Here is a 25,694-nt window from a genome sequence, read left to right on the forward strand (position 1 = left end):
TCGCATCCTGCCTGTCCGAACGTCGCACCCCTGCGGACGCGCGTCAATTGAAAATTCTAGCACAGCAACGCGCTCGCAAGCGCGCACGCCTCCGACCGCCCCGTGCGCTTGCGCAGACGGTCAGCGACGCACCAGGAGACAGACGGCGGTCGCGGAGATGCCCTCCTCGCGACCCTCGAATCCCAGATGCTCGGTGGTGGTGGCCTTCACGCCCACGTTCTCCACCGGCACGCCCATGGCGGCGGCCAGGTTCTCGCGCATGGCCTCGCGATACGGGAAAAGCTTCGGTGCCTGCGCGGCGATGACGGAGTCCACGTCGAGGATGGCGTAGCCCTCGGCGCGCACCTTGTCGGCCACGGCGGCCAGCAGCTTGAGCGAGTCGGCGCCTTTGAAGGCGGGGTCGGTGTCGGGGAACAGCTTGCCGATGTCGCCGCCGCGGATGCCGCCCAGCAGCGCATCGGAGATGGCGTGCGCCAGCACGTCGGCATCGGAATGGCCCAGCAGCCCGCGCGTATGGGGGATGTCCACGCCGCCCAGGATGAGCTTGCGCCCCTCGGCGAAGGCGTGCACGTCAAAGCCTTGCCCGATGCGCAGGGACGCGGGATCGAACGCCTGATCGGCCATCACTCCTCCGCCCCCTTCATGTACATCGTGCGCACGGCGGCGGCCAGCATGAGGTAGTCTTCGGGCACGGTCAGCTTGATGTTGTCGCGCTTGCCCTCCACCACGAGCACGCGGCCGCCCAAGCGCTCGATGAGCGACGAGTCGTCGGTGCCCATGAAGCCGTCGGACAGCGCCGAGGCGTGCGCGCGGCGGTAGATGCCGGCGCGGAACACCTGGGGCGTCTGCGCGTTCCAGAACACGCGGCGGTCGGGAGTCCCCACGATCACGCCGTTCTCGACCACCTTCAGGGTGTCGACGGCCGGGTGCGCCACCACGGCGCCGTCGCAGTCGATGTTGCCCTTCAGCGTGGCGATGGTGTGCGCGATGAGGTCGGGCGTGATGAGCGGGCGGGCGCCGTCGTGCAGGATGACGTAGTCGAAGTCGTCGGGCACGAACTCGAGGCCCGAGAACGCCGATTCCTGGCGGCTGGGGCCCGAAGGCGCCACCACGATGGGCGTGACGAACGGGAACGGGTCGATGGCGCGCTTGAGGTACTCGTCGCAGCGGTCCTCGGGGCACACGATGACGATGAGCCCGATATCCCCCACGGCGTCGAACGCCTCGGCCGACCAGGTGAGGATGGGCTTGCCCGCGATCTCCACGAGCTGCTTGCCGCCCTCCTTGCCGAACCGCTCCCCCGTGCCGCCCGCCAGGATGATGGCGGCCGTCTGGGGGTTCTTGTCGACTTCGCCCTTGAGGCCGCCCATCGCCTGCGACAGCGCGTCGAAGTCGAGGTCGTTCAGCGCGAGCTCGGGGGTGTTGAGCACCGCGGACGAGAACACCGGGTCGATTGTCTGCGTCATAAGGTCTTCCTCTCCGCCTTGGGTTGTTCTTCCGCCGCCCCGCCCCTGCCGCCTGCGAGCGTCACGGAGCCTAGTCCCGCTCGCCCGGCTGGCGCACGGTGATCTCCTGCGCCTTCAGCGACACGCGAGAATGGGGCGGAACCGACGAGGTGACGAACGTGGAGCCGGCGATGACCGATCCTGCCCCCACCACCGTTTCCCCGCCGAGCACCGAGGCGTTGGAGTAGATGGTCACGTCGTCCTCGATGGTGGGATGGCGCTTCACCCCGGCAAGCCGCTGCCCGCCGCGCGTGGACAGCGCGCCGAGCGTGACGCCCTGGTACAGCTTCACGTGGTCGCCGATGACGGTGGTCTCGCCGATCACCACGCCCGTGCCGTGGTCGATGAAGAAGTACTCGCCGATCTGGGCGCCGGCGCCGATGTCGATGCCCGTGCCGCTGTGCGCCAGCTCGGTCATGATGCGCGGGATGATGGGCACGTTCTGCCGGTACAGCACGTTCGCGATGCGGTACACGTAGATGGCGTACAGGCCGGGGTACGAGAAGATGACCTCCTCCTTCGACCCGGCCGCCGGATCGCCGTCGTAGAGGGCCTGCACGTCGGTGAGCAGCACCCGCTGGATGCTGGGGAGCTCGTCGAAGAACACCGTGCACACCTCGGAGGCGCGCTCGCAGATGTGCTCGGGCGTGCTGCCACCGCACAGGTGGCGCGCCGGATCGACCACCGCAGCATCGCGATCGTCGGACGTATACGTGATGGCCAGGACGATCTGCTCGCGCAGCACCCGCTCGATCTGGATGAGCGTCTCCCCGATGAAGTACTCCGGGCTGGTGGACGGCGTGAGCATCTCCTCGCCGAAGTAGCCCGGAAACAACACCCGGCGCAGGTCCTTGAGCACGCCCTTCACGGCCGAGCGGCTGGGAAACCGCCGTCCCGGCTTCGTGAAGAATATCTCGTCGGCCTCGTAGTTCTTCTCGATGGCTTTCACGATGCGATCGAGGTTGTCTCCGAACATGGAACCTCCTGAAATCGGTTGATCCGCTGCGCCTCCCGCAGGGCGCCCCGCGTCGTCTTGCACGTCGGCAGGGCCGGTTTTCGGTCGGCTTGCGACGTGCCTAGTATACGACAAATGTGAGCTCAGGGCACAAGAAACCCCTGCTCCTCGGGCTTCGGATTCCAACCCAAGGAACAGGGGCGCTCTGGCGGAGGGGGCTTAGTCGGCCGCGCCGCCGCTCACCGAGCCGCCGGTGTTCACGCCGGCATGGCCCAGGTCGTAGTTCGTCAGCAGCAGCTCGGCTTCCCGCGCGATGCTGTCGCGCTTGCGCGGCGCCGGGATGGAGCCCGAGCCGGCGGTGAACACGAGCTCGCCGTCGATCGCGTCCACGTCGATGATCGAGCCGCTCGTCCACGTGCCCTCGAGGATCTCCTCGGACAGCGGGTCCTCCAGCAGGCGCTGGATGGCGCGGCGCAGCGGGCGGGCGCCGAACGTGGCGTCCGTGCCCTCCTTGGCGATGAGCTTGCACGCCGCCTCGGTCAGGTTGATGGACATGTTCTGCTCGATCAAGCGCTCGCGCAGGTCGGCCACCATGAGCTTGACGATCTGCGAGATCTGCTCGTCGTTCAAGGACTTGAACACGATGATCTCGTCGATGCGGTTCAGGAACTCAGGCCTGAACAGCTTCTTCATCTCGGACATGACGCGGCTCTTGATCTCCTTGTCGGACAGCCCCGCGTGCTCCTCGGTGGAGAAGCCCAGCGTGGTGGGCTGCGCGATCTCGCGGGCGCCCACGTTCGAGGTCATGATGATGACCGCGTTGCGGAAGTCCACCGTGCGGCCCTGCGCGTCGGTCAAGCGGCCCTCCTCCAAGATCTGGAGCAGGATGTTGAACACGTCGGGGTGCGCCTTCTCGATCTCGTCGAACAGCACCACCGAGTAGGGGCGCTGGCGCACGGCCTTCGTCAGCTGGCCGCCCTCGTCGAAGCCCACGTAGCCCGGAGGCGAGCCCACGAGGCGCGACACCGAGTGCTTCTCCATGTACTCGGACATGTCGAAGGACAGCAGCGCGTCCTCGGAGTTGAACAGGAACTCGGCCAGCGCCTTCGACAGCTCCGTCTTGCCCACGCCCGAGGGGCCCAGGAAGATGAACGAGCCGGCGGGGCGCTTCGGGTCCTTGAGGCCGGAACGCGAGCGGCGGATGGCTTTCGACAGCGCCGTGACGGCCTCTTCCTGGCCGATGACGCGCTCGTGCAGCGCGCCTTCCATGCGCAGCAGCTTCTCGGTCTCGGCTTCGGTGAGGTTCGACACGGGCACGCCCGTGCTCATGGACACCACGTCGGCGATATCCTCCACGGTGACCTGGTGGACGGACTTCTGCGCGTCCTCTTCCCACTTCTTCTCGGCCTCGATGCGCTTGTCCTTGAGCTCGGACTCCTGGTCGCGCAGCTGGGCGGCGCGCTCGAAGTCCTGGGCGGCGATGGCCGAATCCTTCTCGCCGCGGATGGTGCGCAACTCCTCGTCGAGCTCGCGCAGCTCCTTGGGCAGCGTCATGTTGCGGATGCGCATGCGCGCGCCCGCCTCGTCCAGCACGTCGATGGCCTTGTCGGGCAGGAAGCGGTCCTGGATGTAGCGGCTGGACAGCGACACGGCCGCTTGCAGCGCCTCGTCGGTGAAGTGCACCTGGTGGTGCGCCTCGTAGCGGTCGCGCAGGCCCTCCATGATGCGCAGCGCCTGCTCCTCGTTCGGCTCGCCCACGGTGATGGGCTGGAAGCGGCGCTCGAGCGCGGAGTCCTTCTCGAAGTGCTTGCGGTACTCGTCGATGGTGGTGGCGCCCACCACCTGGATCTCGCCGCGGGACAGCGGCGGCTTCAGGATGGCGGCCGCGTCGATGGAGCCCTCGGCCGAGCCCGCGCCGATCAGCGTGTGGATCTCGTCGATGAACAGGATGATGTCGCCCGCGTCCATCACTTCCTTGATGCACTTCTTCAGGCGCTCTTCGAACTCGCCGCGGTACTTGGAACCGGCCACGAGCGCGCTCACGTCGAGCGTGAACAGGCGCTTGCCACGCAGGATGTCGGGCACCTGGTTCGACACGATGAGCTGGGCCAGGCCTTCGGCCACGGCCGTCTTGCCCACGCCCGGCTCGCCGATGAGCAGCGGGTTGTTCTTCTGGCGGCGCGAGAGCACCTGCATGACGCGCTCGATCTCGCCCGCGCGGCCGATAACCGGGTCGAGCTTGCCGTCGCGCGCTTTCTGCGTGAGGTCGGTGCCGAACTCCTTCAGCACGCTGTCCGACGACCCGGCGTTCGGGTCGAAGGGGTTGCGCCCGGCGTACACGGGGCTCTGCCCCACCAGGTCGTTGAGCGCGCCGCGCACGTCGTCGCCCGACACGCCGAGGCGCGTGAGCACCTCGAGCGCGGTGCCGTCGCCCTCGCGCACGATGCCGAGCAGCAGGTGCTCGGTGGAGATGTAGGATTGCCCCATCTGCATGGCCTCGCGCAGGCTGTTCTCCAGCACGCGCTTCACGCGCGGCGTGAACGACAGATGGCCGGACACGTCGGTGTCCTCGTCGATGGCGACCACCTGGCGGATGGCCTGCACGACGGCATCGTACTTCACGTTGAGGCGGTCGAGGGCCTGGGCGGCCAGACCGTCCTTCTCCTGTATGAGGCCGAGCAGGATGTGCTCGGTGCCCACGTAGGGCTGATGAAGCGAACGCGCCTCATCTTGCGCCAGGACAAGCACCTTGCGCGCTTTGTCCGTAAACTTCTCAAATGACATGTAAAGCCTCGATTCTCGCGGAGCTTCTTGTGTTTCGTAGTACATGCTAGCACTCTCGTCAAGAGAGTGCCAACACGGCGTGCACCGCACACGCTCGCTCCATAACTTGCGACCGTACGATGACGCCCTCCATCGTATCACGGCCTGCCCTTTCGCGCGCGCAACCCGGCGGATGACTCCTAACGTGCTCGCTTCTGAAAAGGAGCCGAAAAGAACCCGCCCGCCTCCCATACGCGGAAAGGCCGCCCGACGACGTGATGCGCGGGCGGCCTTTCGGAAACGGTTGGTGCGGGACGTGTTAGTACAGCTTCGCGCCGGCGGGGATGCGATCGTCCACCATCAGGAGGTTGAGGCGCTCCTCGCCCTCCTCCTCGTGGATGGCCGAAAGCAGCATGCCGCACGAGTCGACGCCCATCATCTTGCGCGGCGGGAGGTTGGTGATGGCGATGAGCGTGCGGCCCACCAGCTCCTCCGGCTCGTAGTAGGCGTGGATGCCGGACAGGATGACGCGGTCGGCGCCCGTGCCGTCGTCGAGCGTGAACTGCAGCAGCTTCTTGCTCTTGGGAACGGCCACGCACTCCTTCACCTTCACGGCGCGGAAGTCCGACTTGCTGAACGTGTCGAAATCGACCTCGTCCTCGAACAGCGGCTCGACGACCACCTTCGAGAAGTCGATGGGCGCGGCCGCAGAAGCCTCGGCAGCGACGGCCGGCTGCGCGGGGCGCGGGCGGGCGCCCGACGGAGCCTCGTCCCTCATGTGGGGGAACAGCAGCACGTCGCGGATGGAGGGGGCGTCGGTGAGCAGCATGACCAGGCGGTCGATGCCGATGCCGCAGCCGCCCGCCGGGGGCATGCCGTACTCGAGCGCGCGCACGTAGTCGTCGTCGTAGCCCATGGCCTCGTCGTCGCCGAGGTCCTTCGCCTCCACCTGCGCGCGGAACCGCTCGGCCTGGTCGACCGGGTCGTTCAGCTCGCCGAAGGCGTTGGCGTACTCGTGGCCGCAGATGAACAGCTCGAAGCGCTCGGTGAGGTTCGGGTCGCCGGCCTTCTTCTTGGCCAGCGGCGACACCTCGATCGGGTGCTCCGTCACGAACGTCGGCTGGATGAGCTTCTCCTCGGCAACCGCCTCGAAGATCTCGGCGATGAGCTTGCCCTTGCCCCACGCGTCCTCGGCGTGGCCGCCGTTGCGCTCGAGGATGGCCACGAGCTCGTCGCGCGTGCGCTCGAAGCTCACGTCCTCGCCCGCGCCGTCGCTGGCCAGCTCGATCATGGTCGCGCGGCGCCACGAGCCGCTCAGGTCGACCTGCTCGCCCTGGTACTCCACCTGAAGCGTGCCGCACGAGGCGAGCGCCGCCGCCTGGACGACGCCCTGCGTGAGCTCCATCATGCCTTCGAGGTCGCTGAACGCCTGGTAGAACTCCATCGTGGTGAATTCGGGGTTGTGGTAGGGGTCCATGCCCTCGTTGCGGAACTGGCGCCCGATCTCGAACACCTTCTCGAAGCCGCCCACCAGCAGGCGCTTGAGGTGCAGCTCGGTGGCGATGCGCAGGTAGAAGTCCTTGTCGAGCGCGTTGTGGTGCGTGACGAAGGGCTTCGCGTTCGCGCCGCCGAGGATGGGGTGCAGGATGGGCGTCTCCACCTCGTAGTAGCCGTGATCCTCCATGTAGCGGCGGATGGCGGAGACCACCTTGAAGCGCTTCTCGAACGTGTCGCGCACCTCGCGGTTCATGACGAGGTCGACGTAGCGCTGGCGATAGCGCGTCTCCTTGTCGGCCAGGCCGTGAAACTTCTCGGGCAGGGGGCGCAGGCTCTTGGACAGCAGCTCGAACGACGCCACGGACACGGACAGCTGCCCGCGCTTCGTGCGCATCATCGTGCCCTCGACGCCGATCCAGTCGCCCACGTCGAGGTCCTTGAGCTCGGCGAACGCTTCCTCGCCCAGCGCGTTGATGCGGCAGAACAGCTGCATGTCGCCCGTGGAGTCGCGCAGCTCGAGGAAGGCGAGCTTGCCCTGGTCGCGCTTCGCCATGACGCGGCCCGCAACCTTCACCTCGTCCTCGGTGGATGCGCCGTCCTCGAGGTCGGCGTAGCGCTCGGCCAGGTCGGCCAGGTGATGCGAGTACGCGAACGCGTGGCCGTACGGGTCCTTGCCCGCCGCCATGAGCGCCTCGCGCTTGGCGCGGCGCACCGCGATGGGGTCGTCTTCGATGATCTGCTCGGTGGTGTCGATGGTGTCGCTCATCAAGTATCCTTCAACCTCGGGCTTTAGTGTTCCAGCTTCAGAATGGTCATGGTGATCTGGCGGCCGGTGGGACCCGTGGTCTCCACCACGTCGCCCTTCTTGTGGCCCAGCAGCACCGAGCCCACCGGCGACTCGTTGGAGATCCTGCCCGCAGCAGAGTCGCTCTCCGCGCCGCCCACGATGGTGAACACGCGCTCGCGGCCGCCCATGTCGACGGTCACCGTCGAGCCGATGTGCACGCTGTTCGAGCGCTTCGGGGCGTTGACCACCGTCGCCTCGGACAGGATGCGGCTGATCTCGGCGATGCGCGCCTCCATCATGCCCTGCTCGTTCTTGGCGTCGTCGTACTCGGAGTTCTCCGAGATGTCGCCGAACTCGCGCGCCACCTTGATGCGCTCGCCGATTTCGGCGCGCTTCTCGGTTTCGAGGAAGTGGAGCTCCTCCTCGAGCTTGTCCTTGCCTTCTTGCGTGAGAATGAAGTTGCTGTCTGCCATGAATGCTCACCTGTCCAATTACAAAAACATGCACGCTCGTCGTCAAGCGTGCTTACCGATACCTTATATGAAAAAAGCGGTATGTGCAGAGCGCCGAGCGTCTACACATACCGCGAACCAGACGAATGAAAGGCTACTCGGCTTTTTTCTTAGCCGCGGTCGTCGTCTTCTTGGCCGTGGTCGTCTTCTTGACGGGCTCCTCGACCTCTTCGATCACTTCTTCTTCCTCGTCATCGGCTTCTTCGATGTTCTTATCGCCGCCGCCCATGCCTTCGCGAAGATTCTTGACGGTCTTGCCGATGGCACCACCGAGCTTCGGGAGGTTCTTGGGCCCGAAGATGAGCAGGATTACCGCGAGAATGATGAGAAGCTCAGGCATTCCCATTCCCAGGATTTTCATACGTTCCTCCAAATTGCTCGTGCGAAGCGCGCCTCTCGCAGCCTCGCCCACCCTGACGCAGCCAGAGTACATGCCTATGCAAAAAAGGGATGTTCCCCATCCCCTTTAGCAACCAAACAACTGCTTTCACAGCGACGGTTATGATAGCACAATGTTACAAAAGGTAAAAGAAAATGCGGTGATAATTCCCTTTCCACGCCTTTTCCACCGATACGCCGCGTCCCGCCTTCGCCATGGCGAGAAGCCTTTCCCGCGAAGCCCTACGCGCTTGGGAGCTGACCGGTTCGCTCGAGGTAGAACGTTGCCCACGCTGCTTCCTTGTAAGGATTCAGCCAGAGAAAACCTATTCCGAGGGAGAGCGCCGACAAAAAGACCCAGCCGAGGAAGGTCAAATCCAGCCAGAAAAGGCGGCTCTTGTGTCCGCGCATAAGCTCTTTGGACTGGTCGATGGCGTCCATCACGCCGATATCCGGGTTTTGCGCCATGAGATAAGGCGCCATGGCATAGCGATAGGCGGCGACGATGCCCGGAATAACGAACAGCAGCGACCACGCGAAAATAAGAAGCCCCGTGACGAGATTCAACAGAAAGCATCTGCCCAGGTTCGGGAATTTGGAGAACAGGACGTCGAATGCCGCAGGAGCGTCTTTCTTGATCAAGTTGATGTTGAACTGGCAAAGCCCTTGGCGCACTGCCCCGCCGATGATCAGGGCGATAACGCCGCATAGAGCGGCGATGACGCCGAAGAAGGCGAACGATTCCGCGAAAGCAGGATGAAGCTCGAAGGGGATATACGTTGCATGCTGATGAAACCCGCCAGAACCATTGACCGCGTCGAAGGTGTCACCTGCTTGCATGGTGATAGACGGCGACACGGCGGCATTGACGCCGCCCAAGATCACCGCAACCAAGGTAACGAGCAGCGCTATGCCCCACGTACCCTGCAAAGCCTTCCGAGCGATGGCGCGAATCTGGCTTGCGTACACGGCAGCCTCCTTCATCCGACAGCTCTTCCGAAAGGAACCGTGCCCCCCGGCCGATCACAGTATCTCATGCGACGCCGCCGATTCCCCGATCCCATTGAACCCGTTTCGAATCCCGCTATTCAGCCGGAGACCACCGGCCCTATGCAGAAATCTTGAGTATCGAAACTCTATTTCACAGAGAACAGCCCCGAAAGATAGCTATAGCTACCGGGCATGTTCTCAATCGGCTTGCTTCCGATGAGCTCTACGCTTTCGGCATCGTATTGGTATATCGCCCAATCTCCGAGCACGTATATCGACCCTTCAGTCACAACCATCTGCATCGCTTCGTGCTCGAAAGCATGTTCTTCGATAGCCCCCGTCTCTAGATCCACGATGCTCAGCGCGCTATCGTCTTGCCCCTGGACGACATTGTAGTGGGCAACGTAAAGCTTGCCATCCGCGATAGCCACGCTCGAAGGACCGCCCTTGCTCAACGGAATGGAGCTCAACGTGTTATCTTTAGTGTCGAGCACGCCAATTTGTTTTCCCAGCAAGCCAACGCTGCAGAAATAGATTTTGCCTTCATGCAGAACCACCCGGTAGGCATCCGAATTATAGGTGCTGCAATCGATTGATTCTTTGAGGGCCAGGTCCTCGTCGTAGCAATAGATCATCGAAGAGTTGTCATCGAGAGATAATGCGAAAACATACAGGCTGCCTTCGTACCAAACTATTTTCGGTACATAAACCCCCTCGATAGCTATCTTCGACACGTCCCCGTTGTCGATCCGGCAGCGATTTATATAAGACGAATCGCAGGTGAAGACGTACTCATCGTTCACGGCCACATCATTCATGGCCGATCGACCGATAGCGTGCGTTTTAGAAGCGAGGGAAGCTACATCGACCTGAAGGACAGCCTCGCCGTCTCTAACCTTAGACTTTCCTTGGGGAATAACAAAAAGACTGCCTTGGTAAACCAGGGGATCGTGAAAAACGTCGCCCAAGTTTGCATAGCGCAGCGGAAGCTGCGTCACCTCGTTCAGCTCCCCATCGTAGAAGACGATCCTGCTCGTTTCATCCGTTCCACGCGTTTCGATGACGCCGATGGAGGCGTCGACGGGCGCAACCCGCTCGCCATCCGAAGCGCAACCATACAAGCCGATCACCGTGAAGAGCATCGCGCCGATTAGAAAGGGTACCGAAACTCGTTTCATAGCCAATCCTTTGATTGCAGGCATCAGAGCAACTTCTGGAGACCCGAAAACCCGATCGGATGAATGATCGACCCTAAGATTAACACGAACCGAGAACAAAACCTGTTTATTCGGGCATCGACGGGAGCCAAAGACAACGTTGGTCAGGAGAGCGCAAGCGAAGCGTCGAAGGCGTGCTGGCCGCTTTTTGTTCCGATTGAGTCCTCTCGGCAAAAGAAAAAGGCCAGCCGCGAACGGCTGACCTGCAAATTCTGGTCGGGTTGACAGGATTTGAACCTGCGGCCTCTGCGTCCCGAACGCAGCGCTCTACCAAGCTGAGCCACAACCCGAAATACTGCTTCAAGCAGCGACGGATATGATAGCACAACGAATTGGAAAGCAAAAGAAATATGCTCGACAATTTCGCATTTCGCATTTTCACCGCCAACGCAGCAGCGTGCAGGACCCGTTGCGCGCCCGCACCCCCCGCGCTACTCCGTGCGCAGGGCCTCGATGGGGTTCTTGGCGGAGGCGCGGTAGGCGGGGAAGATGCCGAAGACGAGGCCGATGGCCGTGCTGGCCGCCACCGCGACCCCCACCACGCCCCACGACGCGACGAACGCGAGCCCCACCGTGGTGGCGAGCAGCCCGAGCGCGAGGCCCGCCGCGATGCCGATCGCACCGCCCGCCACGCTGATCATGAGCGCCTCCAGCAAAAACTGCGCGAGGATGTCCGAACGACGGGCGCCGAGGGCCTTCTTGATGCCGATCTCGCGCGTGCGCTCGGTCACCGACACCAGCATGACGTTCATCACGCCGATGCCCGCCACCACGAGCGATATGCCCGCGATGCCCGCCAGCAGCAGCGTCATCGTGTCGTCGATCTCGTTGCCGGCGCGCAGCATCTCGTCCTGCGAGACGATGTCGAACTTCCCGGGGGCGATGCCCGCCTCGTTCGCGAGGTGCGCGCCGAGGGCGCTCTTGGCCGCGTCGATGGCGTCGCTGCCGCGGGCCTTCGCGTAGAACGACTCGATGGCGGCGCCCTCCCCCATGCCCACCGCCGTGGAGAACGGGACGAGGGCCACGTTGCCCGTGGTGAGGCCCATCGACTGGCCCTGGTTCTCCAGCACGCCCACGACGGTGAACTCGTCGCCGTCCAGCTTGACCGTGCGGCCCACCGCGTCGGCCGGGGAGCCGAACAGCTCGGTCGCCACGTCGGCGCCGAGTACGATCACCTTGCTGCGGTTCTCGCGATCGACCGCGTTGAGGTTGCGGCCCGCCTGCAGCTTGAGGTTGCGCACGTGCAGGTAGTGCTCGTCGGTGGCCTCGATGAACGCCTTCTTGGACACGGTCGACCCCACCGACAGCTTCTTCATCAGAGGTTTCGAGGGCGCGACGCCGTCGACGGCTTCGAGGTTCGCCATGTCGGCCAGATCGTCGTAGCCCAGCTCGCCGTCGTAGAGGTACGCCGACAGCGCGTCGCCCCCGAGCGCCTTCATCTTCTCGCTCACCTGCTGGTTCGATCCGTCGCCGATGCCCACGAGGATGATGACCGACGAGATGCCGATGACGAGGCCCAGCATGGTGAGAACCGTGCGCAACCCGTTGCGGAACACGGCGTGCACCGCCGTGCGCGCCAGCTGACTATACCGCATGACGCCCCCTTTCCATCTCCTGTATCAGCCCGTCGGCGATGCGCACGACGCGCTGCGCGCCGTCGGCGAGGTCCTGGTTGTGCGTGATGAGGATGACCGTTTGGCCCTCCGCATGCAGGTGCCCGAACAGCTCCATGATCTCCGCGCCGGTGCGCGAGTCGAGCGCGCCGGTGGGCTCGTCGGCCAGGATGATCTCGGGCTTGCACACGAGCGCGCGGGCGATGGCCACGCGCTGCTGCTGGCCGCCGGACAGCTGGTTGGGCAGGTGGTGCTCGCGTCCCTCGAGGCCCACCTGGGCGAGCAGCTGGCGCGCGCGGGCGTCGGCCGCCTTCGCGCGCATGCCCGCGTAGCTCAGCGGCAGCTTCACGTTCTCGAGGGCGGTCAGCTTGCCCAGCAGGTTGAAGCTCTGGAACACGAAGCCGATCTTCTCGTTGCGGATGGCGGCCAGGCGGCGGTCGGACAGCGCGCCCACGTCGATGCCGTCGAGCAGATAGCGACCCTTGTCGGGCACGTCGAGCAGCCCGAGGATGTTCATGAGCGTGGACTTGCCCGACCCGGACGGCCCCACGATGGCGAGGAAATCGCCGCGGTTGATGTCGAGGTTGACCCGATCGAGGGCGCGGATGGCCTCGCCGCCCAGCTCGTACGTCTTCGCGACGTGCTTCAAGCGAATCATGCGCGACCTCCCGCCTAGGCCGAAGGAGCCGTGGACACGATGGCCACGTCGCCCACGTCAGCGCCGCCGAGAGAGCCCGCTTCGTCGAGCATCACGTCGTCGCCCTCGTGCAGGTCTTCGCCCGACACCTCGACGACGGTGCCGTCGGTGATGCCGGCCGTGACGGGCACCATGCGCCGCTCGCCGGTTTCGGCGTCGTACACCTCGACGTGCTTGTTCTCGCCGGCACCGTTCACGGCGCTCACCGGCACCGTCAGCACGTCGGTCGCCTCGTCGACGGTGATGGACAGGTTGGCGGACATGCCCAGCTTGATGCTGCCGTCGTTGGGCACCTCCACCGTGATGGCGAACTTGGAGCCGGTCGCCCCGTACGTGCCCACCTCGTTGATGTTCGAGATGACGCCGTCGTACGCGCGCGCCTCGTCGGCGCCGAGCCTCACCCTCACCCCCTGCCCTTCGGCGAGCGCCGCCAGGTCGGTCTCGGACACCGGCAGCACGATGTTCACCTTGTCGATGCGCTGCACCTCGATGAAGTGATCGTCCTTCGTCACGGCGCCCTTGTTCTTCTCGGGCAGCGTGTAGTCGGTGACCACGAGGTCGTACGGGGCGACCCACGTCTCGCCGTTCGCGAACGTCACGAGCTTCTCGCCGGCCGCGATGCGCTTGTTGAGCGGCGCGTCGAACGACTCGAGCCAATGCCAGCTGTCGGCCGACTTCAGCTTCTCGGTTGCCAGCGGCTTCACCTCGCCCACGCCGGTGACGGCCTGCTGCACCGACCCGCGCGTCACGGGCGCGGTGAGCGGCGGCGCTTCCTGCGGCTCCCCCGCAACGGCGCCCTTGATCTCGTCGCCGTACGCGAGCCAGACGGCCAGGCCGCCCGCCAAGGCGAGCAGCAGCACGACGACGAGGGATTTTCCTACGATGCTCTTCATGATGAACGCTCTCTTTCGCTCGCGGGACGGCTACGCCTCGTCGGCCGAGGCCGAGGGCGCTTCCGAGAAGGTGATGTCTTCCACGGCGCCATCCGGAATGGGCTCGCCGGACGACGTGGCGGGTTGCCCCATCTCGGCCGGGGCGAAGGTCTTGACCGCCAGCAGCCCTCCCAACACCACGATCACGGCAACCAGCACGCCCACGATGATCTTGAATCCCTTCGACTTCATAGTCTGCTCCTCACTGCGCGCTTCGCGCATCGCTTCGCTTGCCTGACGGCGGCCAGTCTAGCGAAAGGCGCCTTAAAACTTCCTGAAGCGGGAAGGACGAGATGCGAGTTCGGGAAGAGCGGGAACGGAAGGGGCGGCGAGGCGCCCTCGTTTCAGGCTCCGTTAAGGTTGCTCGTGCTAGAATGGCGGCATGAAACTGCTGATCGTGGAGGACGATCGTCTCCTCTCAAACGCCATAGCCCGCAGCTTGCGGGACGCCTACGCCGTCGATCAGGCATTCGACGGCGAGGAAGGCCTGTTCTACGCCGCGCAGGACGTGTACGACCTCGTCGTGCTCGACGTGATGCTGCCCGGGCGCGACGGCTTCTCGGTGCTCGAGGCGCTGCGGGCGCGCGGGGTGCGCACGCCCGTGCTCATGCTGACGGCGAAGGGCACGACGGCCGACAAGCTGCGCGGCCTGCGCTCGGGCGCCGACGACTACCTCACGAAGCCCTTCGACCGCGACGAGCTGCTCGCGCGCATCGAGGCCATCCTGCGGCGCGCGACGGGGCGCGCCGACGTGACCACCATCGCGTTCAAGGGCCTCGTGCTGCACACGCAGACGAAGCGGGCCGCCATCGACGGGCAGCCGCTGGCGCTCAAGGGCAAGCAGTACGACGTCTTGGAGTACCTCGTCAGCCATGAAGGCAGCCTCATCTCGAAGGACCGCCTGTTCGACAAGATCTGGGGGTTTCTGTCCGACACGTCGTCGAACGTGGTTGAGGTGTACGTGAGCGCGCTGCGCAAGGCGCTGGCCCCCTCGGGGTACGACCGCTACATCAAGACCATCCGCGGAGCCGGCTACCTGTTCGCCGAGGAGGACCATGTCTGAGCGCACGCTGATCCGCCGCGAGCTGGCCAAGCAGACGGCGCTGCTGTTCTTCGTGTTCGCGCTGCTGTTCGCCCTGCTGGGCGTCGGCATCTACTCCATGGTGAGCGCGAACATCTTCCGCTCGGCCGACGAGAACCTGGAATCCATCGGCACGGACGCGGACCTCATCACGTTCGACCGGACGACGACCGGAACCGAGGCCGCAACCCCGCGCGCGAACACCGTCGACGACGCCGATGCGGACGATGCGGACGATGCGAACGACGCCGACGATGCGGACGCCACCGCGCCTGACGACGTGGCCGCCGAGCTCTCCTACTCCATCCAGCGGGGCATCGTCGATGCCGACCCGCAGTTCATCACGCTCGTGCGCGACGCGCAGGGAGCCCTGCTCGACACGGTGGGCCTCTACGCCACCTACCCCGCCTACCTGAACGACGTCCCCTTCGATGCGGGCGACCTCGACCGCATCTACCAGGTGTCGGCGGGCGGGCACGTGTACCGCGGCATCACGTACGACCTGGTGGGCGACGATGCGCCCACCTACCTGCAGGTGCTCGTCAACGTGGACTCCGAGCTGGCCATCCTCGACGGCTTCACGCGCACGCTCGTCCTCTACCTCGCCGCCGCGGTGGTCGTGTCGGCCGCGGCCAGCTACCTGCTGTCGCGGCGCACGCTCAAGCCCATCGTGGAGAACTGGCGCGCGCAGACGGAATTCGTGCAGAACGCCTCGCACGAGCTGCGCACGCCGCTCGCCGTGATACAGACCACGGGCGAGCTGCTGCTCGACCATCCCGACAGCCGCATCGTCGACCGGTTCGAGGACGTGAGCGCCATCACGTCGGAGACGAAGCGGCTCGCGCGGCTCGTGGACGACCTCATGGCGCTGTCGCTCGACGACGCCGGGCGCGCGACGCTCGACGCGAGCACGGTGGACGTCGACGCGCTCGTGCGCGACGTGGCCGCCGCCTACGACGATTTCGCCTCGGTGCAGGGCAAGCGGCTCGCCGTGGAAACGGCGGTCGGCCAGGCCGTCGAAGCCGATGCCGACAAGCTGCGGCAGCTGCTGGGAATCGTGCTGGACAACGCGTTGAAGTACACCGCGCCCGGCGACGAGATCGCCGTGCGCACGCGCGCGTCGGGGGCGAAGTGCGTCATCGAGGTGGCCGACACGGGCTGCGGCATCGACCCCGCCGACCGCGAGCGCGTCTTCGAGCGGTTCTACCGCGCCGACAAGGCCCGCTCGCGCGAGACGGGCGGCCACGGCCTGGGGCTGTCGCTCGCGCGGTCCATCGTCGAGGCGCACGGCGGCACCATCGCGCTCGCCGCCAACGACCCGCGCGGCACCGTCGTCGTCATCGCGCTGCCGCGGACGGCCGCTTAGCTCGTCGCGCGCTCGCGCTCCTTCTGGGCGAGACGGTCGAGCGACACGATCTTCGTCATGATGACGCCGTCGGACACCACGTCGCCCGCGTCGTCGTAGGCCGTCACGTTCCAGTACTGCTTGACGGCCCCCGTACGCTCCGAAACCTCCTCGCGGTCGAGGTCGGCCACGCCGCGCAGCGTGCCCCCCTTGCCGCTCTTGCGGTGGCGCACCTGCACGTCGATGCCGAATGGGCGCTCCTTGTCGAAGTCGGTGTTCTGCTCGGTGCCGATGCTGGCCACCGTTTCCAGCAGCGCGATGGTCGCGCCGCCGTGCAGGTAGCCGTGCGGCTGGAACACCTCGGGCGTGATGGGCATGACCGCCTCGACGTGGCGCTTGTCGGCGGAAACGGTCTCGATGTGCAGCGTATCGGTCAACGCCATGGAAGCCTCCTTCGCGAAGCCGCCGCGAGGCGGCGGCCGGACTGCTGGTTTTTCGTCAAGTATACCCGCCCCGTCGCGCCGCGGCACCGGACAGACCGGCGCGCCCGTCCCGGCTTAAGCTTCGTCGTCCAGGCCGCGGATGAGGCGCTTGATCTCGTCGGGGATGTCGCGCGGCTCGGGGGCGGGCCTGCCGGCCAGGTAGCCCTGCACGTAGTCGGCGCCCAGGACGCGCAGCGCGCGCAGCTCGGCCTCGGTTTCCACGCCCTCCGCTATCACCTGGATGCCGCGGTCGTGCGCGTACCCGATCAGGTTGCGGGCGATGTCCTGGTGGTCCTTCGCCACGTCGATGTCGCGCACGATCTCCATGTCGATCTTCACGAAGTCCACGTGGTAGTCGAGCAGCGACGTCTCGCCGTTGTAGCCGCTGCCGAAGTCGTCGATGGCCAGGCGCCCGCCGAAGCGTCGCGCGAGCGCCTCTTTGTACAGGGCCATCTCGCGGCTGTAGTCGCTCTCGGTGATCTCGATGACGAGGTGCTTGAGCAGGCTGGGATACCGCTCGCTCAGCACGAGCTCGTCGTCGGCCGACAGGCGCTGCGTGGCGATGCTGTTCACGAACAGGGTCGCCCCGTGCGCTTCGGGATAGCGCGAGAACGCCTCGAGCGCGCCGAAGAACGTGAGGTGCTCCACGCGGTAGAGCTTCGACTGCGAGCGCGCGAGGGCCAGCACCTGGTCGGGCGTGGGGATGGTATCCAGCTTCGAGCGCATGAGCGCCTCGTAGGCCATGACCTCCCCTTCGCGCAGGTCCACGATGGGCTGGAAGTGGTACTCGACGAGGTTCTCCTCCAGCAGGCGGTTGAGGTCCTCCTTGTTGTTCACGATGAACGACTTCTCCTCGTAGCTCTGCCGGTCGAACGAGAACAGGTCGCCCTTGCGGCTGCTCTTCGCCAGGTACATGGCGAAGTCGGCGTACTCGCGCAAGTGCGCGTAATCGACCGCGTCATCGGGATAGAACGCCGCGCCCATGGACGCGCGCACCTTGAGCACCTTGCCGTCGGGCGCTACGATGGAGCTGGCGTCGAGCAGGGTCCGAAACGTGTCGAACAGCGCCTCCGCCGCCGCGCGGTCGGGACACACGTCCACGAACACGAGGAACTCGTCGCCGGAGATGCGCGAGTAGAACCCCTTGTCCCGGAACGCGTCGTCCACCACGCGACCGGCCGCCTTGATGTAGAGGTCGCCCCAGTCGTGCCCGTAGATGTCGTTGATGAACTTGAGGTTGTCGAGGTCGAGCATCAGCATGGCGCCGAACGCGGGCGGGCGCTCCGCCAGCAGGTCGGTCACCTCCTGCTCGAACGCACGGCGGTTGAACAGCCCCGTGAGGATGTCGTGGTCGCGCTCGTGCTCGATGCGGCGGCGCGTCTCGATCTCGTGCGTCACGTCCTCCACAAGGCCCAGCACGCGGCTGTGCTCGCGGCTCTCGACCACGACGATCCGCACCCACGACGTGCGGTGCGGGCCCGAGATGAGGTAGCGGCCCTCGTCCTCCACCTCGACGTAGGGGGAGTACCACTTCATGAAGCGCTGGAACTCCTCCGCGTTCAGCGTTCCCGACGCGATGCGGTGCGGGTCGAAGTACGACGGATCGGGCGGCTCGAGCACGGCGAGCGTGGCGAAGAACCCGTCGGTGTAGGTGATGACGCCGGTCTCGTGGCTGTACTCGAAGGCGCCGATGCCGCGGTCGGACAGGCGCAGGATGCGCGACAGGCGCGACGCGGTCAGGGCCACCTCGGTGCCCATCGACTCGATGGCCTCGGACAACTCGTCAACCTCCACGATGCCCGTCGGCGTGAACGCGATGGGCTGCTCGGGCTGGGCCGCGCGCACCTCGGACATGAGATGGCGCAGGCGCGAAGACGACACCCAGGCGGTGATGACCGCGATCACGAGGCCCACCACGAGCGAGATGACGAACACGGTGGCGAGGTTGCCGGCCAACGACTTCGATGCGGAGAACAGCTCGTCCTCGCGCTCGAGGCCCACGAGCGCCCAGTGGTCGTCGGCGAACGGCGACGTGCTGTCGTACAGCTGGATCTCCGACGCGCCCGCGATGGCGCGCGCGTCGGACGAGGGATCGGTGGGATCCACCACCATGCGGCCGCCCTCGCCGATCGAGGCGGTGAACGACGAATCCTCCAGGTAGAGGCTCTGCGAGCCGCCCGTGGTGGCCAGCGCCTCGTAGGTGCGGTCCGCGCCGGACAGCGGCGCGACGCCGCCGTCGCGGGAGAAGCCGCCGTCCTCGCCCGTGATGGCGAGCACGTACGAGCCGTTGCCGCTTTCGTTGAGGTCGCGGTACGGGAAGAACGAGGCGATGCGGTCGACGCGCACCTCCACGCCGATGACGCCCACGATGCCGCCCTGGGAGTCGCGGACGGGCTTGCTGTAGGTGATGGACGAGGTGCCGGCCCAGCCGAGATCCACCGGACGGCCCCAATACCCCAGGTCGCCGGCGTTCGCATCGGGGTACTGCTCGGCCGCGCGCAGCGGCTCGTAGTAGAACGCGCTCTGGGCGTCGCCTTCGGCCGCCAGCGGGAACGTGGCCGACCACATGCTGTCCAGCGTGATGCCCAGCTGGCGCCCGACGCTGATGGGGCAGGCGGCCAGCATGAGGTCGGAGCCGTTGTCGACGTCGACCTTGGGGTTCGAGTCGCGGATGTACAGCGCGGACCGGTTGTCGGCCTCCCCCTCCGAGCTGTTCGTCAGCACGAGGTACACGCCGTCCACCTCGGCGCGGTGCGAGAACGACAGCAGGTCGTCGGACGTGGACTCGATGAGGGAAAGCGCCAAGTCGGACCCGGTTTCGATATCGGCCGACGTGGCGCCGTAGGCCGCGAGCGTCTCGTCGATGTCGGCGGTCACGCTGTCCACGAGGGGGTCGAAGTCCGACCAGCGGAAGATCATGTCGTTCTCGAGATAGCTCGCGCGGCTCGACACGCGCTCCGAGAACAGGTCGTACGCGTCGGTCTCCATCTGCCCGAGCATCTCGCTGCGGGCGAGCACCGCCGAGCACACGACGCCCTGGATGGCCAGCGCGACGCAAAACGGCAAGGCGACGAGGGCGCGGAACGTCACCCCTCGCCGCTTGCCTTTCCGTTTCTGTCCGGAGCGCATGCTCAATATTACGCGATCGCTCCCTTGAGCTGCGTCTCCAGGTCGGCCAGCCATGCGTCGAACACGGCGTCGTCCAGATAGGGGGCCAGCGCCTCCTCGGTCGACGCGCCCGCCGCGACGGCCTCGACCACCGCGGCACGATCGGCCACGGCCTTGTCCGACAGCGTGCGCTCCAGGATGGCGCGCGCTTCCACGCCGCCCTTGAAGGGCGGGTTCGCGTACACGCCCGCCTCGATGGTCTCCAGCGTGGCCGGCAGGTTCACGAGGTAATTGTCCGACGCGCCCTCGATGGACCCGGCCGCAGCCTCGAGGTTCTCAAGCGTCAGCGCGTCCTTGGTGACCGGCACGTAGCCGGCGCTCACCGAGAAATCGGTGTTCTGCTCTTTGGCGGTGAACCACTTGAGGAACTCGGCGCACGCGGTTTCCTTCTTCTCGTCGGACTTCGTCACCACGAAGCCGGCGCCCTGCTGCGGCGAGCACGGCTGGCCGTTCTCGAACGACGGGTTCGGCAGCGCGCCCAGCTCGATGGGGTAGCTCGTGGCGTCGTCCACCGTGACGGTCTGCGGGAAGTACACCACCGAGGACGACGAGCCCACGTAGCATACGAGGTCGCCCGTCTTCACCGCGTCCGAGCGGAACTTGCCCTCGGCCGAGAACCAGCCCTGCACCATGGGCACGTAGTAGTTGTCCCACAGCGTTTTCATCGTGGCGCGGTCGAAGCTCAGCGTGCACGTGCCGCCCTCGATGTCGAGGATTTCATGGCCGAGCTGCTTCGAGCCTGTGATCAGGTAGTTCGCCATCGCATCGCGACCGAAGAACGGACGGCCGTCGCCCGCGACGTCCGGCGTTTGCGCGTCGGTCCACTCGTAGTAGCGCTGCGCCACCTTCGTGATGCCCTCGATGGTGCCCAGCTCGTCGAGCGAGGTGCCCGTGGCGTCGGCGAACGTCTCGAAATCGGTCATGTTGATCTGCAGCGTCTCGGTGGACTTGCCCACCGGGAACACCTTGAGGCCGCCGTTGCCGTTGAGGTCGCCTTCCTCCAGGAAGCCCTCCACGAAGCCGGCCTTCTCCTCGTCGGTGAGGTAGCCCGACAGGTCGGCCACCATGCCGAATCCGTCGATGACCGAAGCCGTGTCGGAATACGACAGGAACGCGTCGGGCATCGACGCGGAGCCCACGAGCCCCTGCGCCGAATCGGTGACCGCGGAGGCGAGGTCGTTCACGCCGCCCTGGCTGGAGCTCGTCACCACGATGCCGAGGTCCTTGCCCTGCGTGGCGTTGAAGTCCTTCACGAGGTCCTCGAACGCCTGCTGCTGCGTGCCGTTGTAGTACGTCCACAGCTCGATCTGCACCGGGTCGGACGGGTCGAGCACGGACGCGGCCGGCTCCTCCGAAGACGTCGGCGCACCCGCGCAGCCGGCCAGCGCCAAAGCCCCCGCGAGCGCGATCGTCGCACCCGCGCGGCGCATGATGTTCTTTTTCATAATCCCCTCATCGTCCTGAATGGCGGCACACCGCCGCCCTCAATGCATCATGCCATTCTAGAACATGGAGAACACGGCGACCGTGTCAATTTAACATTGAAGCACCAAGGGGTGCGCGTGCGCGTCGAACGGGGCGGCGGATCAGCGGGCGCGGGGTGGCTCGACAGGCTCCGGATCGCGGGGCGCAGGGTCGGGATCGACGGGCTGCGCGGCCGCGGAAGGGTCGGAGGATCCTTGCGGTTCAGGGGATTGATCAGGGATTTCCGGCTGCGTGGGGATTTCCGGCTGCGCGGGGGCGGCACCCTGCGCGGGAACCGTCTCGTCGTCGAGGCGCTGGGCCATGACCGTGGCACCCTGCAACGAGCCCTTCCCCTTCTGGTCGCGCACGGCCCGCTTCGCGTCGTGCTTGAACGTCTTGGTGGTTTGGATGAGGATGGCGCCGATGAGGAACGGCATCCAGAACACGATGCCGCGGTACACGAGCGCGATGGACAGCCCCGCCGCGCCCGACGTGCCGAACGACGTGAACGCCACCACGACGGCCGCTTCCACCACGCCCACGCCCTGCGGCGTGATAGAGATCATGGCGAACAGCGTGGCCACCACGTAACCGCAGATGAGCGGCTCGGGCTGGTGCACGCCGAACGCGACGCCCACCAGGCTGAAGCAAGCCAGCTCGCAGGCGCTGGCCGCGATGGAGCAGCCGAACGCCTTCGCCGTGGTCTTGGGGTTGTGCGCGATGAGCCCGGCGGCGTCTGAGAACGACCCCACGATGCGCTCGACCCACGGGTCGATGGGCTTCTTCTTGAACCGCACGAGCACGCGGTTCACGAGCCGCTCGATGGGGCGCAGCGCCTTCAGCACGAGCGCCGGGCGCTTGCGGCCCAGCACGAGGACGAGCACCATGGCGCTGACCAACGCGATGACCAGCAGCCCCAGCAGGAACCACAGCGGCGACAGCCCCACCGTGGCCGCGAGGATGGCGAAGCCGATGAGCATGATGGTGGCGAAGCCCGAATCGACGGTGATCTGCATGAGCAGCGCCGCGCTCGTGGCCTTGCCTGGCGCGATGCCGCGGCGGCGCGCGTCGTCCACCACGAGCGTGGTGCCGGCCAGGTTGAGCGACGGCGCGATGGTGTTCACGAAGAACGTGCCGAACACGAGCGGCAGCGTCTCGCGCGGGTTCATGTGCTCGTCGACGGCCTCGAAGGCGTACGAGTAGGAGAAGCTCTGCGCGAAGTACTTGCCCAGCTGGGTGCACACCGCCGCGATGAGCGGGATGACGGCCCCCTGCTTGATGGTCTCGACGAGCTCGACCAGCTGGTCGCCGCGCAGCAGCACCACGGCCAGCACGATGACGATGACCAGCCCGATGAGCAGGTTTCGGATGTTGAACTTCACCGCGATGCCCGCGCGCGCCCGTTCCCCCGCCTTAGCGGAGGAACTCCTTGAGGTCCGAGCGCATGAGGAAGTCCAGCTCGCCGGTGGTGGACGCGTCCGTCTCCAGGAACAGGAAGCCGTAGTTGCCCACGCGCTTCACGTCGAAGGGGCGCATCTCCAGCACGTGCGAGAAGCGGCTGAGGAACGCGTCGTAGTCGAAGCCCTCGTCGCCCGAGGCGTCGGCCGGCGCGTTCAGCAGCGACATGGAGTACACTTTGTCGGCCTTGTCGGCGAAGACGGCGTCGAAGTCGGGTTCGTCGTCCTCGAGGAACGCCTGGTAGGTGCGGTAGCCGTAGCCGTACCAGCTGACGTCGGTGCCGCCGAGGCCCGCGAAGCGCAGCGGGTTGAACTCGATGGGGCTCACGTGCCCGTCCGACACGCGCACCTCCACGTGCACGGGGAAGTTCCGCGCGCCGATGAGCGCGTTCACGCGGTCGAGCCAGGAGGTGAACATCGTGGACGTGTCGCGCACGATGGCGGCGCTCGTCACGTACATGCGATCGGACGTGTCCTCGGGCGAGGTGAAGTCGTGGCGCAGCACGTTGAGGATGTGCGCGCGGCCCGTCTCGTCGAAGTACGCGTCGAGCGCGTACTCGGTGCCCTCGAGGTAGCCCTCGAGGATGAACGACCCGGCGCCGATGACGCTCTCGGGGTACATCTCGTGCCACGACGAGGCGTTCTTCTGGATGTCGGCCAGGGCGCGCTCCCAGTCCTCGCGGGTCTGGATGGCGTAGACGCCCATGCTGCAGAAGCCCACCGAGGGCTTCAGCACGAACGGTACCGGCAGCTGCGCGAAGTCGAGCTTGAACAGCTCGTCCACCGAGCAGGTTTTGAAGAACAGGTCGGGATCGAGGCCGGCCAGCGCGGCGCGCATGGCGGCTTTGTCCTTGAACAGGCCGATGGCCCGCGACAGGCTGTCGTTGTGCGCGTTCTCGACGATCCAGGCCAGGGCGTTCTCGGAGTTCGTGTACACGCGCTCGCCCGCATCGATGCGGGACACGGCCTCTTCGGGCGTCACGAGGTTCAGCGCGCGACCGGCGCCTGCGGCGTGCGCGAAGCCGTTGTCCAGCACGGGGTGCTGCGACTCCTCGAGCCAGGCGATCAGCGGTTCGGACACATAGGGCTCATCGAGCACGATCATGGTGTGACTCCTCCTTCGTCGGTGCAGCATCGGCGTCCCATGCCGCGGCGGCACCCGCGGGAACCGGCTCGGCATCGTCGCCAAAAGGCAGTATACCCTCATGGCCCGCCTCGCGGCTGATCTCCGCGCCTTTTTCAGCACGCCGTTCCCAACCCGTTTTCCTCTTCACGCGCGGCTGCGCGGCGCCCTCCTCGCGACGCGAGGCGATGGCGCTGCCGATCCCGGCGCGCGGGGACTCCCCCGCCGCGCGGGCCTGCGCGCGGCCGGCGCGCCATGCGCGGAACCGTTCGAGGTTCTCACGAAACTCGCGCACGAGGCGCGGGGCGTCGTCGTGCGGCACGATGGGCCGGTCGAATGCGTCGCGCTTCCAGAACAGCCACACTACCAGCACGAGGGCGGCCACGGCCACCTGCACGGTGTTCACGTACAAAAACTCCGCGCCCGCCACCAGCACGAGCACGCCCAGCGTGAGCGCCCACGCCGTGCGGAAGCGCAGGATGAGGCCCACGGCCAACACGACGAGCACGATGCTGCCCCCGATGAGGACCGGGCCGATGAGCAGGCCGCCGATGTTGATCCAGTCCGTGAGCGTGGTGAACGGCTCGAACGTCTGCGGGATGAGCGCCAGCCCCAGGTTCACGAGGCCCACGACGAGCACGACGGTGCCCGACAGCCAGGCCGTGTCCTTCGCGCGCTGCTCCTCGGTGGGGCTTTTCTTGTCGGCGAAGAACCCCGACTGGCCCAGCAGCAGCGCGCCGATGCAGAAGGGAATCCAGAACATGATGCCGCGGTACACGAGCGCGATGGCCGTGGCCGTGGCCAGCGAGCATCCGTGCGCCGTGAGGATGGCGGCGATGGCCGCCTCCACCACGCCCACGCCCTGCGGCGTGGGGCTCAGGATGACCGAGATGGCCGCCACCGCGAACGCCGCCACGAGCGCGGCCACGTTCTCGAAGCCGAACGCGTAGCCGATGGCCACGAGGCACGCCATGTTGAGGATGGCCGAGAACGACGCGTACGCCACGGTGACCAGGGTGCCCTGCGGGTTCTTCGCCAGGATGCCGGCCGACGAGATGAACGAGCTGGCCATCTTGCGCCCCCACGCCGGCTTGAGATGCTTCTTCAGCAGGCCGAGCGCCTTGTTGATCAGCGACTCGATGCCGAGGAACAGGCGGAACAGGATGCGCGGCTTGCGGTAGCCCACCACGAACATGCTGGACAGCGCCGCCAGCACCGCCGCCAGCGCGAGGCCGCCGACGAGGAACAGCGTGTTCATGGAGCCGGACAGCAGCATGGTGAGGAAGCCGATGACCGAGATCACGAGGATGGCGGCGAAGTAGCCGATCTGCGAGAGGATGGCGCCGCTCGTGGACGTGCCCGCGTCCGCGCCCGTGCGGTGCGCGTCGTCGATGATGAACGCCACGCCCGTGGCGCCCGAGAACAGGCAGAACGTGTTGATGAACACGAGCGAGAAGATGAGCACGACGTTGTGCCAGAAGCCGGTTTTGTGGCCGACGGCCTCGAACGCCGCATCGTAGGACGCCGCCTGCACGAGGTGGCGCGCCAGCATGAGCACGCAGGCCGCGATCAGCGGCACGAGCGCGCCGGTTTTGAGCGTCGCGAGGAAACTCGCCAGGTAATCGGCGTTCGCGATGAGAAAGCACACTGCGACGATGCCGATAACAAGCAGCAGCGCTTTCTTCAACCAGCGACCCCCTTCGACGAACCATGACGGAATGATTCAGT

The 25,694-nt window shown here is 66.1% G+C and carries 21 protein-coding genes and 1 tRNA gene; 2 read left to right on the top strand and 20 right to left on the bottom strand.

What is annotated here, in order from left to right:
* Positions 1-120 precede the first annotated feature (120 nt).
* The 14 genes from ispF to H8S61_RS15205 all read right to left on the bottom strand — a co-directional run bounded on the left by ispF (position 121) and on the right by H8S61_RS15205 (position 14,038).
* Positions 121-624 carry a 2-C-methyl-D-erythritol 2,4-cyclodiphosphate synthase gene (gene ispF / locus H8S61_RS15140; protein ID WP_186939570.1) on the bottom strand — a complete coding sequence of 168 codons (504 nt, stop codon included), beginning with the start codon at positions 622-624 and terminating at the stop codon, positions 121-123.
* Complete coding sequence (gene ispD, locus H8S61_RS15145; protein ID WP_154334322.1) at positions 624-1,466, bottom strand: 2-C-methyl-D-erythritol 4-phosphate cytidylyltransferase; 843 nt, start codon at positions 1,464-1,466, stop codon at positions 624-626. The genes ispF and ispD overlap by 1 nt, the downstream gene beginning before the upstream one ends.
* 70 nt (positions 1,467-1,536) lie before the next feature.
* A complete protein-coding gene (locus H8S61_RS15150; RefSeq protein WP_160942947.1) occupies positions 1,537-2,481 on the bottom strand; it encodes a serine O-acetyltransferase in 945 nt (314 codons plus the stop codon).
* A gap of 198 nt (positions 2,482-2,679) precedes the next feature.
* Positions 2,680-5,244 (bottom strand): ATP-dependent Clp protease ATP-binding subunit, encoded by a 2,565-nt coding sequence (locus tag H8S61_RS15155; RefSeq protein ID WP_154334320.1) that lies wholly within the window; start codon positions 5,242-5,244, stop codon positions 2,680-2,682.
* 298 nt (positions 5,245-5,542) lie between these two features.
* Positions 5,543-7,486, bottom strand: a complete 1,944-nt coding sequence (lysS, locus tag H8S61_RS15160; protein ID WP_186939571.1) for a lysine--tRNA ligase — start codon at positions 7,484-7,486, stop codon at positions 5,543-5,545.
* A 23-nt stretch (positions 7,487-7,509) separates the two neighbouring features.
* Entirely contained in the window at positions 7,510-7,980 is a 471-nt protein-coding gene (gene greA, locus H8S61_RS15165) for a transcription elongation factor GreA (protein WP_154334318.1), read from the bottom strand.
* 133 nt (positions 7,981-8,113) lie between these two features.
* Complete coding sequence (gene tatA / locus H8S61_RS15170) at positions 8,114-8,380, bottom strand: twin-arginine translocase TatA/TatE family subunit (RefSeq protein WP_154334317.1); 267 nt, start codon at positions 8,378-8,380, stop codon at positions 8,114-8,116.
* A gap of 260 nt (positions 8,381-8,640) precedes the next feature.
* Entirely contained in the window at positions 8,641-9,366 is a 726-nt protein-coding gene (locus tag H8S61_RS15175; protein ID WP_186939572.1) for a DUF975 family protein, read from the bottom strand.
* 167 nt (positions 9,367-9,533) lie between these two features.
* Positions 9,534-10,565, bottom strand: a complete 1,032-nt coding sequence (locus tag H8S61_RS15180) for an NHL repeat-containing protein (protein WP_186939573.1) — start codon at positions 10,563-10,565, stop codon at positions 9,534-9,536.
* A 252-nt stretch (positions 10,566-10,817) separates the two neighbouring features.
* A tRNA-Pro gene (locus H8S61_RS15185) sits at positions 10,818-10,894 on the bottom strand.
* Positions 10,895-11,035: 141 nt separating this feature from the next.
* Positions 11,036-12,199, bottom strand: coding sequence for an ABC transporter permease (locus H8S61_RS15190; RefSeq protein WP_186939574.1), 1,164 nt, complete (start codon positions 12,197-12,199; stop codon positions 11,036-11,038).
* A complete protein-coding gene (locus H8S61_RS15195; RefSeq protein WP_160942952.1) occupies positions 12,189-12,875 on the bottom strand; it encodes an ABC transporter ATP-binding protein in 687 nt (228 codons plus the stop codon). The genes H8S61_RS15190 and H8S61_RS15195 overlap by 11 nt, the downstream gene beginning before the upstream one ends.
* A gap of 14 nt (positions 12,876-12,889) precedes the next feature.
* A complete protein-coding gene (locus H8S61_RS15200; RefSeq protein WP_186939575.1) occupies positions 12,890-13,807 on the bottom strand; it encodes an efflux RND transporter periplasmic adaptor subunit in 918 nt (305 codons plus the stop codon).
* 30 nt (positions 13,808-13,837) lie between these two features.
* A complete protein-coding gene (locus H8S61_RS15205) occupies positions 13,838-14,038 on the bottom strand; it encodes a hypothetical protein (RefSeq protein ID WP_186939611.1) in 201 nt (66 codons plus the stop codon).
* Between the two features lie 190 nt (positions 14,039-14,228).
* On the opposite strand from H8S61_RS15205, the gene H8S61_RS15210 reads away from it, so the two are divergent.
* On the top strand, positions 14,229-14,909 hold the full coding sequence (locus H8S61_RS15210) for a response regulator transcription factor (protein WP_186939576.1): 681 nt from the start codon (positions 14,229-14,231) through the stop codon (positions 14,907-14,909).
* Positions 14,902-16,293, top strand: coding sequence for a sensor histidine kinase (locus H8S61_RS15215; RefSeq protein ID WP_186939577.1), 1,392 nt, complete (start codon positions 14,902-14,904; stop codon positions 16,291-16,293). The genes H8S61_RS15210 and H8S61_RS15215 overlap by 8 nt, the downstream gene beginning before the upstream one ends.
* Here H8S61_RS15215 and H8S61_RS15220 read toward each other — a convergent pair.
* The 6 genes from H8S61_RS15220 to H8S61_RS15245 all read right to left on the bottom strand — a co-directional run bounded on the left by H8S61_RS15220 (position 16,290) and on the right by H8S61_RS15245 (position 25,653).
* Positions 16,290-16,715, bottom strand: coding sequence for a PaaI family thioesterase (locus H8S61_RS15220; RefSeq protein WP_160942956.1), 426 nt, complete (start codon positions 16,713-16,715; stop codon positions 16,290-16,292). The genes H8S61_RS15215 and H8S61_RS15220 overlap by 4 nt on opposite strands.
* Positions 16,716-16,829: 114 nt before the next feature.
* Positions 16,830-19,844, bottom strand: a complete 3,015-nt coding sequence (locus tag H8S61_RS15225) for a bifunctional diguanylate cyclase/phosphodiesterase (RefSeq protein ID WP_366458565.1) — start codon at positions 19,842-19,844, stop codon at positions 16,830-16,832.
* A 47-nt stretch (positions 19,845-19,891) separates the two neighbouring features.
* Positions 19,892-21,367: an extracellular solute-binding protein gene (locus tag H8S61_RS15230; RefSeq protein ID WP_160942957.1), complete on the bottom strand. Its 1,476-nt coding sequence runs from the start codon at positions 21,365-21,367 to the stop codon at positions 19,892-19,894.
* A 141-nt stretch (positions 21,368-21,508) separates the two neighbouring features.
* A complete protein-coding gene (locus H8S61_RS15235; protein WP_366458567.1) occupies positions 21,509-22,768 on the bottom strand; it encodes a flippase-like domain-containing protein in 1,260 nt (419 codons plus the stop codon).
* A 31-nt stretch (positions 22,769-22,799) separates the two neighbouring features.
* Positions 22,800-23,948: an ATP-grasp domain-containing protein gene (locus H8S61_RS15240; RefSeq protein ID WP_160942958.1), complete on the bottom strand. Its 1,149-nt coding sequence runs from the start codon at positions 23,946-23,948 to the stop codon at positions 22,800-22,802.
* A complete protein-coding gene (locus H8S61_RS15245) occupies positions 23,932-25,653 on the bottom strand; it encodes a lysylphosphatidylglycerol synthase transmembrane domain-containing protein (protein WP_186939578.1) in 1,722 nt (573 codons plus the stop codon). The genes H8S61_RS15240 and H8S61_RS15245 overlap by 17 nt, the downstream gene beginning before the upstream one ends.
* Between the last annotated feature and the right edge of the window lie 41 nt (positions 25,654-25,694).

This window comes from Eggerthella hominis (assembly GCF_014287365.1).
GTDB classification, from domain to species: domain Bacteria; phylum Actinomycetota; class Coriobacteriia; order Coriobacteriales; family Eggerthellaceae; genus Eggerthella; species Eggerthella guodeyinii.